The 16,389-nt window shown below is 43.9% G+C and carries 15 protein-coding genes and 2 tRNA genes; 5 read left to right on the top strand and 12 right to left on the bottom strand.

Features of this window, described 5'->3' with window-relative positions:
* Positions 1-64 precede the first annotated feature (64 nt).
* Positions 65-1,507: an ABC transporter substrate-binding protein gene (locus N773_RS0109665; RefSeq protein WP_024857599.1), complete on the bottom strand. Its 1,443-nt coding sequence runs from the start codon at positions 1,505-1,507 to the stop codon at positions 65-67.
* 483 nt (positions 1,508-1,990) lie between these two features.
* On the opposite strand from N773_RS0109665, the gene N773_RS0109670 reads away from it, so the two are divergent.
* Entirely contained in the window at positions 1,991-3,889 is a 1,899-nt protein-coding gene (locus N773_RS0109670) for a GGDEF domain-containing protein (protein WP_024857600.1), read from the top strand.
* Positions 3,890-4,000: 111 nt separating this feature from the next.
* Here the strand turns inward: N773_RS0109670 and N773_RS0109675 are convergent, their stop codons facing one another.
* The 9 genes from N773_RS0109675 to N773_RS0109715 form a co-directional block, all read right to left on the bottom strand.
* Complete coding sequence (locus N773_RS0109675) at positions 4,001-4,957, bottom strand: hypothetical protein (protein WP_024857601.1); 957 nt, start codon at positions 4,955-4,957, stop codon at positions 4,001-4,003.
* Between the two features lie 329 nt (positions 4,958-5,286).
* Positions 5,287-5,601, bottom strand: coding sequence for a hypothetical protein (locus N773_RS0109680; protein ID WP_024857602.1), 315 nt, complete (start codon positions 5,599-5,601; stop codon positions 5,287-5,289).
* Between the two features lie 183 nt (positions 5,602-5,784).
* Positions 5,785-6,516 (bottom strand): glycoside hydrolase family 25 protein, encoded by a 732-nt coding sequence (locus tag N773_RS0109685; RefSeq protein WP_242836115.1) that lies wholly within the window; start codon positions 6,514-6,516, stop codon positions 5,785-5,787.
* 96 nt (positions 6,517-6,612) lie between these two features.
* Positions 6,613-6,936 (bottom strand): hypothetical protein, encoded by a 324-nt coding sequence (locus N773_RS0109690; RefSeq protein WP_024857604.1) that lies wholly within the window; start codon positions 6,934-6,936, stop codon positions 6,613-6,615.
* 163 nt (positions 6,937-7,099) lie between these two features.
* Positions 7,100-7,825 (bottom strand): RsmE family RNA methyltransferase, encoded by a 726-nt coding sequence (locus N773_RS0109695; protein ID WP_024857605.1) that lies wholly within the window; start codon positions 7,823-7,825, stop codon positions 7,100-7,102.
* A 255-nt stretch (positions 7,826-8,080) separates the two neighbouring features.
* Positions 8,081-8,833 carry a class I SAM-dependent methyltransferase gene (locus N773_RS0109700; protein ID WP_024857606.1) on the bottom strand — a complete coding sequence of 251 codons (753 nt, stop codon included), beginning with the start codon at positions 8,831-8,833 and terminating at the stop codon, positions 8,081-8,083.
* A gap of 12 nt (positions 8,834-8,845) precedes the next feature.
* A complete protein-coding gene (locus N773_RS0109705) occupies positions 8,846-9,913 on the bottom strand; it encodes an FkbM family methyltransferase (protein WP_024857607.1) in 1,068 nt (355 codons plus the stop codon).
* A 55-nt stretch (positions 9,914-9,968) separates the two neighbouring features.
* Positions 9,969-10,370, bottom strand: coding sequence for a PH domain-containing protein (locus N773_RS0109710; RefSeq protein ID WP_024857608.1), 402 nt, complete (start codon positions 10,368-10,370; stop codon positions 9,969-9,971).
* 85 nt (positions 10,371-10,455) lie between these two features.
* Positions 10,456-11,379: a hypothetical protein gene (locus N773_RS0109715; protein ID WP_024857609.1), complete on the bottom strand. Its 924-nt coding sequence runs from the start codon at positions 11,377-11,379 to the stop codon at positions 10,456-10,458.
* 217 nt (positions 11,380-11,596) lie between these two features.
* Here N773_RS0109715 and N773_RS0109720 point away from each other — a divergent pair.
* Positions 11,597-11,685, top strand: a tRNA-Ser gene (locus N773_RS0109720).
* A 33-nt stretch (positions 11,686-11,718) separates the two neighbouring features.
* Positions 11,719-11,805, top strand: a tRNA-Ser gene (locus N773_RS0109725).
* A 186-nt stretch (positions 11,806-11,991) separates the two neighbouring features.
* Here N773_RS0109725 and N773_RS0109730 read toward each other — a convergent pair.
* Together N773_RS0109730 and N773_RS0109735 are read right to left on the bottom strand one after the other, a co-directional pair.
* Complete coding sequence (locus N773_RS0109730; protein ID WP_024857610.1) at positions 11,992-12,372, bottom strand: hypothetical protein; 381 nt, start codon at positions 12,370-12,372, stop codon at positions 11,992-11,994.
* Positions 12,373-12,496: 124 nt separating this feature from the next.
* Positions 12,497-12,718: a hypothetical protein gene (locus tag N773_RS0109735; protein ID WP_024857611.1), complete on the bottom strand. Its 222-nt coding sequence runs from the start codon at positions 12,716-12,718 to the stop codon at positions 12,497-12,499.
* Positions 12,719-12,967: 249 nt separating this feature from the next.
* Between N773_RS0109735 and N773_RS0109740 the strand changes: the two genes are divergently transcribed.
* Together N773_RS0109740 and N773_RS20080 are read left to right on the top strand one after the other, a co-directional pair.
* Positions 12,968-14,896: a leucine-rich repeat protein gene (locus N773_RS0109740; protein WP_024857612.1), complete on the top strand. Its 1,929-nt coding sequence runs from the start codon at positions 12,968-12,970 to the stop codon at positions 14,894-14,896.
* 234 nt (positions 14,897-15,130) lie between these two features.
* The gene (locus tag N773_RS20080) at positions 15,131-16,168 is read left to right on the top strand and encodes a DMT family transporter (protein WP_043537855.1); all 1,038 of its coding nucleotides are present in this window, start codon (positions 15,131-15,133) and stop codon (positions 16,166-16,168) included.
* Positions 16,169-16,389: the final 221 nt, after the last annotated feature.

The following is a 16,389-nucleotide window of genomic DNA, read 5'->3' on the forward strand; positions in this document are numbered from 1 at the left end:
ATGAAGGATATTTTTCGCATCAATTGCTTGCACACGATCAATGCGTTATATCGGGAAAGCTTGATTATTCAGCTGCAGCCTCCTCGGTTGTAGCGCCGATGCTGTCATTAGCTTCCTTCAGCAGGTAGTCTACAGCATCCTTATTTGCAGTAACGTTCTCAGTCCATGTAGTAGCACCGCCGCCTGTAAGAACAGTAGCCTGTCTAACATCCTGCATCTTGTTCTTCAGCTCTTCTGAAACGCCTTCCTGGAAGTCATACAGAGGATGATCGTTACAAAGCTTTATAACTTCGTCTCTCATCTTGATCATGTTATCGTTCCACTTGTAGTCGTTCTTCAGCTGATTTATGCCGATCTCGTTAGCCTTGGAAAGTGTAGTCATACGGCAGTTCATGTATGCTGCAAATCCCTCGGGGTTAGGCGCATTCTTGCAGAGCAGATAACCATCAACTCTGGAAGTTACGTAGTAAGTATCGCTGTCGTCCATTCTGGGCATAGGCACGAACATAATTTCGCCTGCCTCAACATCACCGAATGCGGTAACGTCCTGAGGCGCACCCTCGATGCCCCACAGACCGCAGGGATAGAACAGTGTCATGTAAGTACCAACACCGAGACCTGTTGTGCCGTCGCCTCTGATAGACCAGTTATTTGATGCTCTGTCGAAGAAGACATCGTTCTTGCCCAGGTTATACATCAGTTCCTGAACCTTTGCTACCTGAGGATTCTCCATGTTATTAATAAGTTTACCGTTTTCAAGACCGATAAGAGGTACACCGCAGGTATCGTTCAGTGCAGCTGCATACCACCAGCCGTCCAGAGCTACCTTCTCCTGCTCCTGATCTGTGAACTCTGTACACATCTCGGTGAACTTGGACCATGTCCACTCATCATTCCAGTACAGTTCAGCAGGATCGTCCAGACCGTTCTCTTCTATAGTCTTGGTATTGTATATGCAGACATACTGCGGATAAGACTGTATACCTGCTACATAGTGACCGCCGTTGAATACGAAAGCATCGCAGGTAGGCTTTGCAGGTGCCCACAGATCACTGTTGAGGTCTATATAATCATCTATAGGTTCAAACATTCCCTTGATGGCACCCTTAGGGAAGCCGTCCATATCCATTGCGGAGAAGAAGTCAGGGGAATCACCGGACATTACGTATTTAGCCAGGTCGGTGTAACGATCATCCCATGTTGTCTGAACATACTCAAAAGTACCGCCATAGGTATCTCTGAACATCTGAATATCAGGAGGTACTACCTGACCGTCGCCGGGGTTGATATCCCAGTGTGAAAGGAACTTTACGTTCTTGTTTGCAAGTTCTGTTGTATCAAGATCTTTAGCAGCATCCTTTATAGCCTGCTTGTCCTCGTCTTTCATCTCAATTGTAGAAGCTGAATTCTTATCGTCCTTGTCCTTATCGCCGCTGCCGCATGATGCAAAACCAACACATACAGTCAAAGCAAAAAGACCAGCCAGTAATTTCTTTGTAGTTTTCATATAATATACCCTCCTTGGAAATAAAGCGTCATAATTTTGTGACGCCTGCCACTCTACTATGCAAGTATTATTTTAACAGTTTGTTCATTCAAAGTCAATTCGCTATTGTAACATTTATTGTTCAACATTTTCGTTAAAATTGCCGAATAATTTGTAAGAATAAAGTAGTTATTTAAACCAAAGTTCCAGTTAAATTTGCTACTTAACCGTCACCAAAGCTCGTATTTACAATATTATTATATAATTTAGGTCTCTAAATATCTTATCAATAATTGCTCTGCGTTCACCAATTGTTGCGGCAATTGTCTGAATTGGTGATATTTTTTATCTAATGTTCGATTTTTTTGGCAATTTTCGCACAACTTTTTCCGTTTTTAGCAAATAATCTTATTGACTTTATGACGAAATAATGTTATAATTCTGATAGGATCGGATTTATGTCTGATCTATGTACGCACAAACCGCCGTAACGGAGATGATTTGATGATAAATAGCAGAAAAAGTATAGCGATATTTACCTGTCAGGTCACATTAGGCTATCGCAGACATTTTTGCGAAGCAGTAAATCAAGCTGTGATAGATCAAGGCTACAATGCTGTTTTTTATAATTTTTACGGAGTGGTCGGCAGCAAACATTCGGATTACTCCGATTATGAATATAAGCTGTTAGAAGTTATCCCCTTCGACAAATTCGATGGCATAATATTCGATGAAGAAGCCATCACTATAGATGGTATGGTCGAAAAGCTTGTGGCTAAGATAAAAGAGAAGGCTACCTGTCCCGTTATAAGCGTCTCCAGTTATATGAAAGGCTTTTATAACCTGTGCTTTGATGATGTCGCAGGTATCGATCTTATCGTAAAACATATGTACGATCACCATGGCTGCCGCAGGATCGGATTCATGTCAGGTCCCATGTGGCATAAGGACGGTGTAAAAAGATATCACGCTTTCAAAGCGACCATGAAAGCTTTGGGGCTTCCCGAAGAAGGCGAAGGCATATTTGAAGGTGATTTCTGGTACAACAAAGCAGGAGAAGCTGTCGATTTCTTCACAAGTGACGGCAAGGAACTTCCCGAAGTCATCATATGTGCAAATGACTATATGGCAATGGCTCTTTGTCAGGAACTTAAAAGAAGAGGTCATCGCATACCCGAAGATATTCTTGTAACAGGCTTTGACGGCATTGAAGATGGTCAGCTGTATATCCCAAGGCTGACAACGATTGACCGCAGGCGCGATGATACAGCTGTACAGGCTGTCGCTATGATCGACAATATTATAAAAGGTCAGGAGTACCCCGAGATAACATATATACCGCCGAGACTCATAAGCGGCGATTCCTGCGGCTGTACAAAGGCCGACCTGACCGTCGAGATCGAAAGACTGAACACAAACGCCGAGCAGTCCATATCCGTACATTATTATCTCGGCGATATCATAGGTGCTACCCTTAAAATGAATATAGTCGAAAGCATATCCGAACTCGAAAGGTCATTTGCCGATTATGCTGTTAATTTCGGCGGTTACAGAAGCTTCTGCGTTATGACCTATGTGGATGAGAACGGAAAAACGTCCATCGAAAAAGGTATGTCCGCCCCCACCCATAAAGTATACCCTTCTATCCTCGTGGACAGATACGGCGATTATAAAGGTGTTGAGCGAAATATCATCAGCACCGATGATTTTCTTCCCACCGAATCGGTCGATGAACCCAGGATAGTATACGTGACGAGTATGCACTGCGGTGACAGATGCTTCGGATATAGTTCCATCTCTATGACAGGCACAGGGGCTTTCAACGAGTTCTACTACGTATGGATAGCGACTCTCGCCGTGGCAATGGAATCTCTGCTGAGACACAACAACATCGGCGAACTTATAACCAATCTGGAATATACAAGCATCAGGGACGGTCTTACAGGGCTTTACAACCGCCGCGGATTTGAGCTTCGTTCAGACGAAGCAGCAAAATGCATGAAAAAGGGCAGCACAGCCTGTGCAATGGTCATAGATATGGACGGTCTTAAACGAATAAACGACCGCTATGGTCATGCCGAGGGCGATATCGCTATTAAAAATCTTGCCGATATCATTGGCACAGTATTCAAAGATAAAGCCATAGCAGGCAGAACAGGCGGTGACGAGTTCTACGTGTTCGTACCAGAATGTACAGAGGATACGGCTGCAATTTTCAAGAAGCAGTTCTATTTCCTGTTATCCGATATCAACAATAATCTGGATAAACCCTATGAACTGAGTGCAAGCTTCGGCACTTTCGTCCATGAGATAACACCTGCATACAACGTAGAAGAACTCTTACGCATAGCTGATGAGCGAATGTACGCCGAAAAACAGCAAAAACGTGCGCACCGCACCTGATAAGACCGGTGTTTATAAAGAATGTCTATAATAAATGGGGAAGACCTCTTTCAGAAATGGTCTTCCCCATTGTTTGCTTTATGTGATCCTTATTGATATCGTACTTCTGCTTTACTCTTCAAGTTCCAGCACGCCGTTTGCGCGAAGCTGTCTTAAAAAAGTAAATCTTGCGATATCCTTACATTCGGGCTTTATCATATAGTACATATAATGTTCCAGCAGATTGAGGGTCTCATAAGTCCTGCCCTCTATCTTGAACTGGCTGAATCCCATGGGAACATATTTGTTCCATATATCATCGGGAGTAACATGGGTACTGAGATCCTGTATATCAAAAATAGTCCTGTTAACGCTGGAACATTTATTGAACTGCTCTATCTCGGGATGAAGCTTACTCAGCTTATCGGGAGAATATGCGGTGTTCGGGTGCTTTTTCACGTGATTCGCATAGTCTATCTGCTGCAGGCCGATAGTCCTGTAATGCTCGGAACGTCTTGCACAGGCAGGGTCACAGCAGGCATTTACAAGTATCTCACATTTCTCCTTATCGGGTATCTTTTCGAGTATATCGAATTTATTGTTGAGATCGTAGTCGATAACAACTATATGATAATCCTTTTCGACTTCCGCATACATAGCATCGGGGTCAGTGATACGCTTGCAGGTGGAGCTTGTCAGCTTGTATTTCGGATACTGTTTCCTTATATATTCTTCAAGTATCGGCGAAAATACGATAGCTTCATTCAGCCCGTTGTTCGCAACATTCATCACCATATTGCAGAAATCGTCGCTCAGATGTTTCTTCTCTATCATGGGATTTGTAAAAGTAAATCTCAGAGGTATGCCCCTTTCATTAAAGGAACTTACAACAGTTTTTACATAATCCTTGTCACAGTAACCCCCGCAGAATCTGCCGCCGTTCCACAGTGACGGCGGAAAACAGCCGTATACGGAAGCTATCTCCACGCCCTCACGAAAATACTCGGGACATCGTTTAAGCATCTCCGCAAAAATAAGATTAAATCTGAAATGACCGGCAAAGTCCGGCAAATGGAATCGTACTCTCATATTATTTTCCTTTCATCTTTTCCGCAGGAAGATCTTATTCACTCCTCCCGGCAGACAAGAAACGTTTTTCGTATCATAAATACCGCAGTACCAGCCATATTTCCGAAGGGTACCGCGCACTCTACCAGAACATTATTATATCATGTTTTATAGTAAATGTAAATACAAAAGCTTACAAATTCCCGCCTATGCCCTTGTGTAAAAAAACGAGCCCATACCAATGCATACCAACTGATACGACCACATACCATCTTCACTTCCCGACCGTCCTCCCCGGGATACAAAAAAGGCTGTGCAAAAAATGCACAGCCCGTATCATCAGTATGATATTACTCGTCGTCAGTCAGAGAATCCTTGAATTCCTCTGCCTTATCTGCCAGGTCTTCAACTGCTTCCTCAGCCTTTTCAGCCAGATCCTCAGCAGCCTCGCCTACCTTATCAGCCAGGTCTACGTCATCAACAGGCTCCTCGACCTTGTCAAGATCCTCTTCAGGTGTGGTGTCATCGATGCAGTCATCGAAATCGTCATCAAGATCCTCGTAATCGTAATCTTCAAGCTCCTTGCGCTTCTTATATGCCATAACAGCAGCAGCGCCGCCTGCAACTACGCCGATTGCGAGTAATGCCTTAAAAATATTTCCCATTTTGAACACTCCATTTCTAAAAAATTATCTCTCTAAATCAAAATTCAGATTAATGATATTATACCACACTTTGTTCAAAAAATCAAGCGACGCAAGCTAACAAAAAACATTTTTCGTCATTTTATTCAAATTTTGCAGACCGTTTTTTACACAGGATATCTGTCATGTGCCCTACAGCCCGATTTATCGGGTGCTGAGCGTTATCGCTTCAAGGTCTTCCATACTGCCGCTAAAGACGTTCATATCAATGAATTCTTCATCGCCCTCATAGCCACCGAACTTTTCGCTGTCGCTGTACTGCCAGAAAGTCCAGTCATTATGCAGCGGTCTGAAAAACACGTTGCGCTCCCAGAGCATACAGCCATCAAATGCTTCTTTATAGCGTGTGCGCGTTTTCATGGTGGTGTATATTATCGGCTTTGCGCCGTATTTTTCCTCTATTGCAGATATCATAGCCTTTATCTCAGGCACAGCTTCCTCCGCAGACAGAGGTTCTTTGGTATATTTGCCGTAAAGCTCCACATCTATAACCGGCGGCAGCATACCATCGGTCATACCCGTGCTTTCAAGGGCGTTTATGAAATTTTCTGCCTGAGTGCTTCCCGCACTGTCAAAGCTGAAAAAGTGATACGCTCCCGTTACAAGTCCCGCTTCTTTCGCCCCGGTGAAATTCTCCACGAACATATCATCCGTCGAGCCGCTGCCCTCGGTAGCCTTTACAAAAACAAAATCCATATGCTTTGAAAGCTCTGCCCAGTCTGTATTTCCCTGATACGAGGATATATCCGCGCCTTTCAGCCCATCAGGGTGATTTATCTTTATGACCCTGAACCATAAAAGCGCCGCAAACACCGCCGCAGCCACTGCCATCAGAATAACGATCATAACGAAACGTCTTATCCCTTTGCTCTTCAAATAACATTCCTCCATGCCGCAATGTAAGTGCTGTCCGTTTTAACAGACTTTTTATCAGCACAACATTGCTTAGTATAGCATGAAAGCCCAGATTTGTCAAGCAGCCCTGCTCCTGCGGGAACGCCTTGTAAGATGCAGACCTCTGCGGGCATTGCGTGCTTTTCTCTCTTCTGCACGCTCATCGAGAACTTTCAGCCTCTTCGCCGCCGACTTTCTTCTGTCATCGATACGTGCCAATTCGACTGCCATAAGAGCACACAGTGCCATTATACATATCACAAAAGTCCGTGCAGGCGAGACAGTTGCCGCCCAGATCAGTCCCGATGCTCCGACCAGACCCTTTATCACTCCTTTGTACCAACCCTCTCCCGAGGAATATTCGTTGATGACCAGAACTATCAGTATGCCTACAAGTACCATTTTTTCTAACTTCCTTTCCACGCCATTTTCCCTTTGGCGTGAACTTATTATAGCACATACTTTCGTTTTTGTGGTAACTTTTTTTGGACAGAACACTTTTTTGCTGTTCAGGGTGATTTTTTGTACAAAAAAGAGCGCATCACCCGACACGCTCTCATACTTATCAGATATTTCCAGTAAGGCTCATGACTACCGCGATCGCCGCAATAGGAGCAGTCTCACAGCGCATTATCCTCGGTCCCATACCTATGACCTTTGCGCCCTCGGCACGGCATTTTTCTACTTCCGCTTCATCAAATCCGCCCTCGCTGCCGATGAATATTCCGATATCGCGGCGATCCGCCGATACTGTCTCCGACAGCGGAGCACCGCCCTTTTCGTAGCATATAAGCCCCAGTTCATGCTCTCCGAGACGCTTCGCACATTCCTCGACCGAGATGATATCCCCCACCGTCGGCACAATGCTTCGTCCGCACTGCTTTGCAGCTTCAAGAGCTATCTTGTTGAGACGTTCCCTCTTCTTGCGGAAGCTTTTTTCATCCGGTCTGGATACACACCTTGAAGTCAGCACAGGCACTATCTCACTTGCACCAAGCTCCACCGCTTTCTGCACGATGAGCTCCAGCTTGTCCGATTTCGGCACAGCCTGATAAAGGGTCACCCTCACCGAAGGCTCTCCACTCCCCTCGCTGACACTCAGCACTGTCAGCCCGCACTGTTCGTCCGATACCGAATCCAGCCTGCAAGTATAATCCTTGCCCTCACAGCATACAGTCAGCTCGTCCCCCAGACGCATACGCAGGCTGCGCCCGATATGCACAGCGTCCGCACCATTGATGAATGCGTGTTCTCCGTTTATATCCTCTTTATTTACAAAAAATCTTGGCATAATGCACCTCCAATGTGAAATAAGTAAAATTTTTACGATTTTTCATGCTTATCTCAAATCGTTTTCACAATACAAACACAATTTAGCAGTATATTATTAACTGTCGGGAGATCCCGACGGCTTATGTTTCGGTATGTTGGCTTTTACCCCAAGCCTGCATATATACATAGTTGGCAGACTTATCTGCCGACTTCTCCCCTATAATTCTATTTTTTGTCTTTCACCCACATAACTTGTGGGTGTTTTTCTTTGCCTTTAAGGCTTGCCGATGTATGCAACGGTACTGTTTTCTATCGTGAGTCTTCCTCCGCGGGCATAATTATCAAAAATGCGTTCTGTCTCACGAATATAATCGTCATACCTCTCATCACCCTGCTTCAGCGAATACGAGCCCGACAAACACCTTGCGATAAATCTCTCTTTGTCATAAAAAAGAGGCATTTCAAAGGATAAACGCTCATAATCCCCTCCAAAAAACCTGACGATGCGCTCATCGTCTTTTTTTATACCACCGCCAAAGCCCTTGAACTCAGGACAGTAGGCTTTGAATAAATCATACAGTTCTCTGTTTACGGGGGCTCTCATATCCCTGATGTTCCATACCAGCACCGCTGTTCCGCCTGTTTTCAGTATCCTTCTGCATTCAGCCCTGAACCTGTCTGTATCGAACCAGTGAAAAGCCTGCGCCGATGTAACAAAGTCTGCCGAGCATGAAATAAGTGTTGTGTTTTCCGCACCGCCCTTCACGCTGTGGTATCCCGCATATACCCTCAGCTCATCTTCCGCAGCCGCCCTCATATCATCATTAGGCTCAACGCAGTATACCTCGTTTCCACGCTCCAGCAACAGCCGTGCGAATTTTCCCGTGCCTGAACCTATATCCGCTATCACCGAATCCTTTGAAAAGCCGTATCTGTCATACAGCCTGTCTATCAGCTCCGCGGGATAACCGGGTCTGCCGGCGGTATAATCCTTTGCCCGTCCGTCAAACTTCTTTGAAGTATCCATTCAGCTTTCCTTTCAGTCTTTCGGCACACAGATAAGCTCCGTCTCCCATGCGGGATAATAGCTTTCCTGCCGCATATAGAACGAGTACCCGCCGTATATCTCATTCACCGCCAGAGGTATGTCGATGTAATCATAACAGCGGTGATACAGCGCACAGCACAGCTTCGGGTGATATTTTGCGATAGTCTTTTCCGAGCCTTTCAGCGCAGGGATATCCGCTCCCTCAACATCATACTTTATATAAGTACACTCCCGTCCGCCGAGAACGCTGTCAAGGCTTCTAGCGGCGATAAGACCTCTGCCGTCACCGTCGAGCCTTGCCTGTCTGCCCGCACCGCCGTCGAATCCCATCACCGTATCATGAGACCACGCCGCGGCATTTATGAATTCGATGTCGTCGATATCAGTACAATTTCTTACACACTTCTGAAAATTGCGCTTCTCGGGTTCGAGGGCGTATATCTTTTTGCACCCGCCCGTCGCTTTAACCGTCTGCAAGACCGTATCACCGTTGTACGCCCCGAGATCGCAGTATATCTCGCCTTTTTTCAGACACAGTAAAGGTGATGGCTTTGTTCCGTCAGTAAATATCTCTTTAAGATATCCCAGCCTGCCAGTTATCTTGCTCGCTGTCAGCCCCATAAATACTTTACGCGACTGCTCGTCCTCCAGCATATCGTATACCTTTTCAGCGCGTTTGATATCCGAGAAAAGATCCGCCCTGTCAAAAGCCCTGTCCCCTGCCACGGGAACATCGGGTGCATACAGCATATGCTTTTGTGAAATATCGTCTATGCGCTCCATTATCTCGGGCAGACAAGTCCCGAAAGCCAGCAGTACAATAAACTCCCCGACTTCCTCTTCCACCTGCGAAAGCTTTTTCACTTCATATCCGCAGAAGCTCTGCCCCCTGACAAAATCGTCACTGGCAAACACGCCCTCCGCTCTGATACCTCTGTCAGCACACCATTTGAGCACCTTTTCGCCGCCGTTGCCCATACCGTAAATATACACAGGCAGACCGCTCCGCTTTATTTCCGCAGCACATTCGGGCAGTGCCGCAAGTTCCTCAAAGTTCATTTCCAAACCTCACAAAAAAGGCGCAGAAACACATCTGCGCCTATGATTTTTTATGTTATTCATCGTTATCGGGTATGCCGTCGTCGTTATGATCGTACCCGCCGTAAAGATCTCTTCCTCTTGTGCGGTATCTGTCACGGTTCAGGTCTATGTACTGGTCAAGAAGCTTCATTACCTCCCGTGGCTTTTTAACGGACTTGATCTCCTTAACGGGAGTATCAACATCACGCACATTCATAACGATAGTGCCGCAGCCAACCATTCTGTCACCCATAGTAAGTACCAGTTTCTTGTCCAGTACCCTGTAAAGCTCCAGCTCATCCTCCTGAACGCTGAAAATACCTGTTCTGGTGATGAACTTGCTCTCTGTCAGATAATATCTGGTAAACGACCATGGAAGTCCGAGAAATGTACGCTTCTTATCTGTCCAAACATAATCAAAAACGTCTTTTTTCATAAGGACGCACCTCATTCCTTAACATTATATTTACAATATACCATATTTACATACTTTTGTCAATATACAAACAAGAGTAAACCTGTCATTGTGCAGGTTCATCGTCATATATCACCCATCTGACTGCATCGGGGGCTACATCTGAAAGATACTCTCCCGGAACAGTACAGGTCAGCTGCCATTTGGATACTTCTTCTTTGCTCTCGAAGTATTTTCTTTTCATGTATATGGTCAGTTCACCGCCGGATTCAATCGCATGAATAAATTCATACCCGGATACACCACCAGAGCGTTCACCGTACAGAAATACCACGTTGGTATTGAATCCGCCATTGTCATCAAAAGCCTTCATATCCTTCATGAAGTTCTCAAGCCCCAGCACCTCATGATATTTATCGCAATAATTCAAAAACTCCGTATACGACGAAAAATACCGCTGATAAGGGAACGTGACTGCAGCCGTCGATGATACCCTGTACGTCTTGCATTCAACAGGGATATCATGGAATCCATCGTCATCTGAAGCGGGAACAGTATTCAGCAGTACATCACTGAGATAGTATTCCATCTCACGCGTGGAATCATTATATACATAGCATACCTCCACGGGGCTGACTACCCTGCTGGACTCCACAACCTCATCGCCGTTCTTCTGCTTTATCCTGATGAGCGCCGTACTGCCTGTACCGCTCTCGGATATCAGCATCACAGAATCCTCACTGCACAGCGTTACCTCCGCTTTGTCGGAAGAATTAACATCTATCAGAAAATCCTTCCATTCCCAACTGCCATCGCTGCCTTTCATCACGCAGCCGTTTTCCTCTGCGGTCTCAGGGGTTATCTTTTCGCCATTCCAGCGGTAATACAGATCATTTTCCTCATCATCTCTTACGCCGGCCGAATGATCCGCATCATTCGTCGATACATCGGAGGAGTCAAAAAAAGCGCAGCTGCCGAACAGAAGTGCCGCCGAAAAAACTGCCGACAACATGATACTTCTGAATTTCAAGCGCACCCCTCCTTGTATTATTATATACTCTTTTTATTATATCACACTTCACCTTTTTTGTTAATACGTGATTTTTATTAAATCTATCGGGCCTGTTTTGGGCATTCTGACTCACAAAAATATTTCTGAAAAATCGCCAATATTTTTTTCAAAAAACTATTGACAAATCGAAAAAAATGTGCTAAAATAATTAAGTCGCTAAGAGATGCGACCAAATGGACAGGTGTCCGAGTGGTTTAAGGAGCCGGTCTTGAAAACCGGTGATACGGCAACGTACCGTGGGTTCGAATCCCACCCTGTCCGCCACTTTTTTTCAAGGCAATGCGCCTATATACTTTTGCGGATTTACCCAAGTGGTGAAGGGGCTCCCCTGCTAAGGGAGTAGGTCTCGAAAGGGGCGCGAGAGTTCAAATCTCTCAATCCGCGTATAATAAAAAGCCCGAAGCTACGATGTTTCAGGGCTTTTTCTTTTGCCTATTTTTCAAGCTGGGTGTTATTTGGGTGTTATTGATAATTTTACAGAAAAAGAGCAGACTTAAATCGATACTTTCATCGATTTAAGTCTGCTCTGTTTTTTATTCAGTCATCATATAATCAAATGTGCCCACACTCTCAGGTGTTCGAGTGCTGGTATCTTTTCGGGATATTTATACCCACCATGAAGCCGAGTTCTGAAAGTGTACCTGATATGACCGCAAAGCCGTCCTTGTAGAAAGCTGTTATCCTGCGCTGCTTGTCTGATATGCCCTTGTAATCTGGCGGACAAACGAAAGTCCAGTCAGCGCCGTCTTCATCAAGCACTATTCGGAAGTACTTGTCAATATCGGTGCTGGGGAAACCTGCTTTTGCAAGCAGTATGTGATGTTCCATAGCTTCATCTATCTGTGATATTATAGCCGTCTTGCCGTCAAAGGATATAAGCACAAGCAATGGTTCTTTCTCGTATATCGCTGAATTTACATCGTTCTCTGAGGGGTATTTTATTATGGTCATTCGGTATCACCGTCCTTTTATCTTCTTTGCACTAAATTATATTATACACGATTTTTACAGATTACGCAATACTTATTATTGAAAATCAAAGCCCGCTCTGTTGAAATGTATTAAATTTGATACATTATTCTGCTTTTCTTTTGTTCAGCTCATTGTCAAGCAGTGCTGCAACAGCTGCGGAAGCGGCAGCTTCTGCTGATTGTATCTCATGAGCATAGATGCTCATTGTTGTGACGGCTGTCGAATGCCCTAAAAGGCTCTTCACAGTCTTTACGTTCGTACCCTTGGATATACCTGATTCTACATTTCGATCACTCCACTTCTTGTAATATAATTTCTCTGTCATATGATATATCTATATCTCATATCATAATTGTTATCGCACGATAATTAATTAAAACTATTCCTCTATTAACTAAAACTATACCTGTATCACATTGATTTTTATAAATAAAAAGTGTATAATTTACTTATCATAAACGATATAAGGAACCAGGATATACTATAGTCTAAATTATCAAACAGTAATTTTGATCATATGCTTATTTATCATAATTTACAAGCATAAATGATGATCCGAGATGGAGGGATATTAATGACAAAGAGATTGATATCAGGACTTATAGCTTTTGTTTTCCTGTTTGGCAGTACAGCGCTTCCTCAAGATAAAGCAGTTATAGCTCCCTGCGTGACAGCAAATGCTGCAAATACCGAGGACGGAAATTTTCAGTATAGTTACACAGATACCACCATGAGCGGTATCGAGATTCAAAATTATCTGGGCAGTGATACAAATGTTGTAATTCCATCAGAGATCAAAGGAATCCCGGTCGTCAGCATCAAAAGATATGCTTTTATGGGGAATACAAAGATAACAAGTATCACCATTCCCAACACCGTGACAACCATAAGCTGGCAAGCCTTTCAGGACTGTACGAGTCTCACCTCCATAAACGGTGCAAAGGGTCTGCAGGTGCTGGGCAGTTTCGCTTTCAAAAATACTGCTCTTAAAAGGCTGGTTCTGCCTGACAGCGTTACCGAGGTAGGCCATCAGGCTTTTGCTGATTGTAAAGACCTTGAGACCATCAGTTTCCCATCTTCCCTGACCGATATCCGCGGAATGGCATTCGCGAATACAAAATGGCTCCGTAACAAGCAGAGTCAGAACAGCGTAGTTACCGTTAACGGGATAGTCATCGACGGTCAGAAGTGCAGCGGAAATATCACTATACCTAATGGTGTTATAGGCATCGGTGACAACGCTTTTACACTAAACAAAAACATCACAGGTGTAAGCTTCCCCACAAGTTTAAAGACCATAGGCTCATTCTCGTTCGGCTGCTGTGAATACATAAAGACCCTGAATATCCCAAGCAGCGTTACAACCATAGAATACGACGCTTTCAAAAGCTGTTTCGGACTTGAAAACGTAACTATACCCAAGAGCGTAAAATATATCGGCGGTGAAGCTTTCTATGGTACCAAGTGGCTCGAAAACCAGAAGGCGAAAGATCCCGTGGTAGTAGTCAACCATATGGTCATTGACGGCAGGAATTGTTCAGGCAGAGTAGTTATTCCTGACGACGTAAGTCTGATATGCGAAAAAGCATTCTATAAAAACGACAGGATAAAAGATATTTCATTGCCGAACAGTTTAAGAGAGATCGGCAGTGAAGCATTCTACTACTGCACAAGTATAAGAGAAATAATTATCCCCGACGGTGTTACCACCATAGGTCAGGGTGCGTTCAACAATAACCTTAGCCTTAAATATGTTGACATACCGAACAGCGTTACTGAAATTGGTATGCAGGCTTTCATAGAATGTAAAGCGCTTCCTGAGATAACCATACCCGGCAGCCTTGATGAAATCCCCATTGAAGCATTCAGGAATTGTTACAGCCTTAAAGTTCTGAACGTAGAAAGCGGTGTACGCTCCATAAGCCACTATGCATTTGAAGGATGCTCCGCTCTTGAAGAACTGAATATCGCAGGCAGTGTCAAGGTCATAGGCGGGTACACATTCAAGGACTGCACAGGCTTAAACGAGATAACCTTCAACGAAGGTCTGGAAACAATAGCACCATATGCTTTCCAGAATTGCAATAATATCAGAACGATCACTCTTCCCGAGAGCGTCAAAGCAGTCACTACGACAGCATTCAACTTCAGTACAGAGGGTTTCAAGATCAGAGGCTACGAGGGTACCTTTGCACAGAAACTGGCTAAAAAAATCAACGTCGAATTTGAAGCTATCGAGAAGACCGACGAACCTGATATAACGGATGATACCACCACCGACAGCGAGAGCGAAAGCGATATTCCCGAAGAACCTAAAAAAGGCGATATGACCGGTGACGGCATAATAAACGTATCCGATATCTCCAAGCTTGCAGCACATATCAAAGGCAAAAGATTGCTGAGTAAAGCAGTCAATGCGGATATTAACGGAGATGGCAAGGTCAACGTTACCGACCTTTCAAAGCTGGCTGCCCACGTAAAAGGCAAAAGACGGCTGTTCTGAAAAAATACAGGTGTAAAAATGATTTAAATATATTCCCCCCGAATCTCCCCCGTATATATTATGCGGGGGTTTTTCTTGTACAGTGAAGACCCGTGTTCCTGCCGTAAGTGATTAGTTCCGACCTGTCTCGAAAATAGCATACGGCAAATTTCTCAGAAATGGGATTGCTTTTTCAGATGTGGTGTGGTATAATATTAGTTGCAACTAACCAGCTTATCGGAGGCAAGAATCATAATGAAAAATAACAAGTTAAAAGCGATCACGTATGCACTTGGAGCCGCTTTGTTTTATGCAATCAACGTTCCGTGTTCTAAACTCCTGCTTAAAAACATCTCGCCTACTGTTATGGCAGGGCTTTTATATCTTGGTGCAGGTATAGGTGTTGGTATAATGTATCTGTTTCAATATAAAAACGATGACCCGACTGAACGGCTTGAACGAAAAGACCTGCCATACACTGTCGGTATGGTTTTACTGGATATTATTGCTCCGATTCTTCTGATGCTTGGAATAAAAAACGGAACTTCATCTAATGCTTCACTTCTTGGTAATTTCGAGACAGTTGCAACAACACTTATTGCACTACTGATTTTTAAAGAAAAGGTTAGTAAAAAACTTTGGGGAGCTATCAGTCTTATCACCTTGTCAAGTATTATTCTTTCATTTTGCGGAGATGACAGCTTTGATTTTTCAATAGGCTCGCTTCTTGTCCTCGGTGCTACTTGTTGTTGGGGAATGGAAAACAATTGCACAAGGAGTATTTCAGAAAAAAGCACATATCAAATTGTTACGATCAAGGGCTTTGGTTCAGGTATCGGCTCGATGATAACAGCATTTGTTATTGGTGAAAAATTACCCGGATCAAACTATATTTTACTTGCTCTGACACTCGGATTCGTTGCTTATGGTTTGAGTATTTTCACCTACATAAGAGCACAGAAAACACTCGGTGCGGCTAAGACCAGCGCTTATTATGCTGTAGCACCGTTTGTGGGAGTTTTCTTATCTTTCATTCTGCTTCATGAAAATCTGTCAGTTTCCTATCTTATTGCTTTACTGATAATGATACTCGGTACAGCACTTGTTGCCGCTGAAACACTTATCCATAATCACAGTCACGAACATACACATACGTTTACACATACTCACAATGGTATTACACATACACATACGATAGTACATTCTCACGACCATGAGCATATTTTATCTGATAGTAAGCACGGACACAAACATACAATTGAAGAATTGGAAAAATGTATACAAGTAAATTAAATAGAAAATGATTATTTATAAGGCATCGGGCTGTGAATATCAGCCCGATGTATTTACTTTCCCCCAATCAAAATATCAACCGTATTATACCTCAAAAAAAATATCCCGACACTGCATTTTAAGATCAGTATCGGGATATTTTCTTTTATTTGACAGTGAAAGCATAACTGCTGAAAACACAGAACACCGCCGCCCCACATATCACAGAGGCGAGCTGATAA

The organism is Ruminococcus albus AD2013, from assembly GCF_000526775.1.
Classification (GTDB): Bacteria; Bacillota; Clostridia; order Oscillospirales; family Ruminococcaceae; genus Hominimerdicola; species Hominimerdicola alba_A.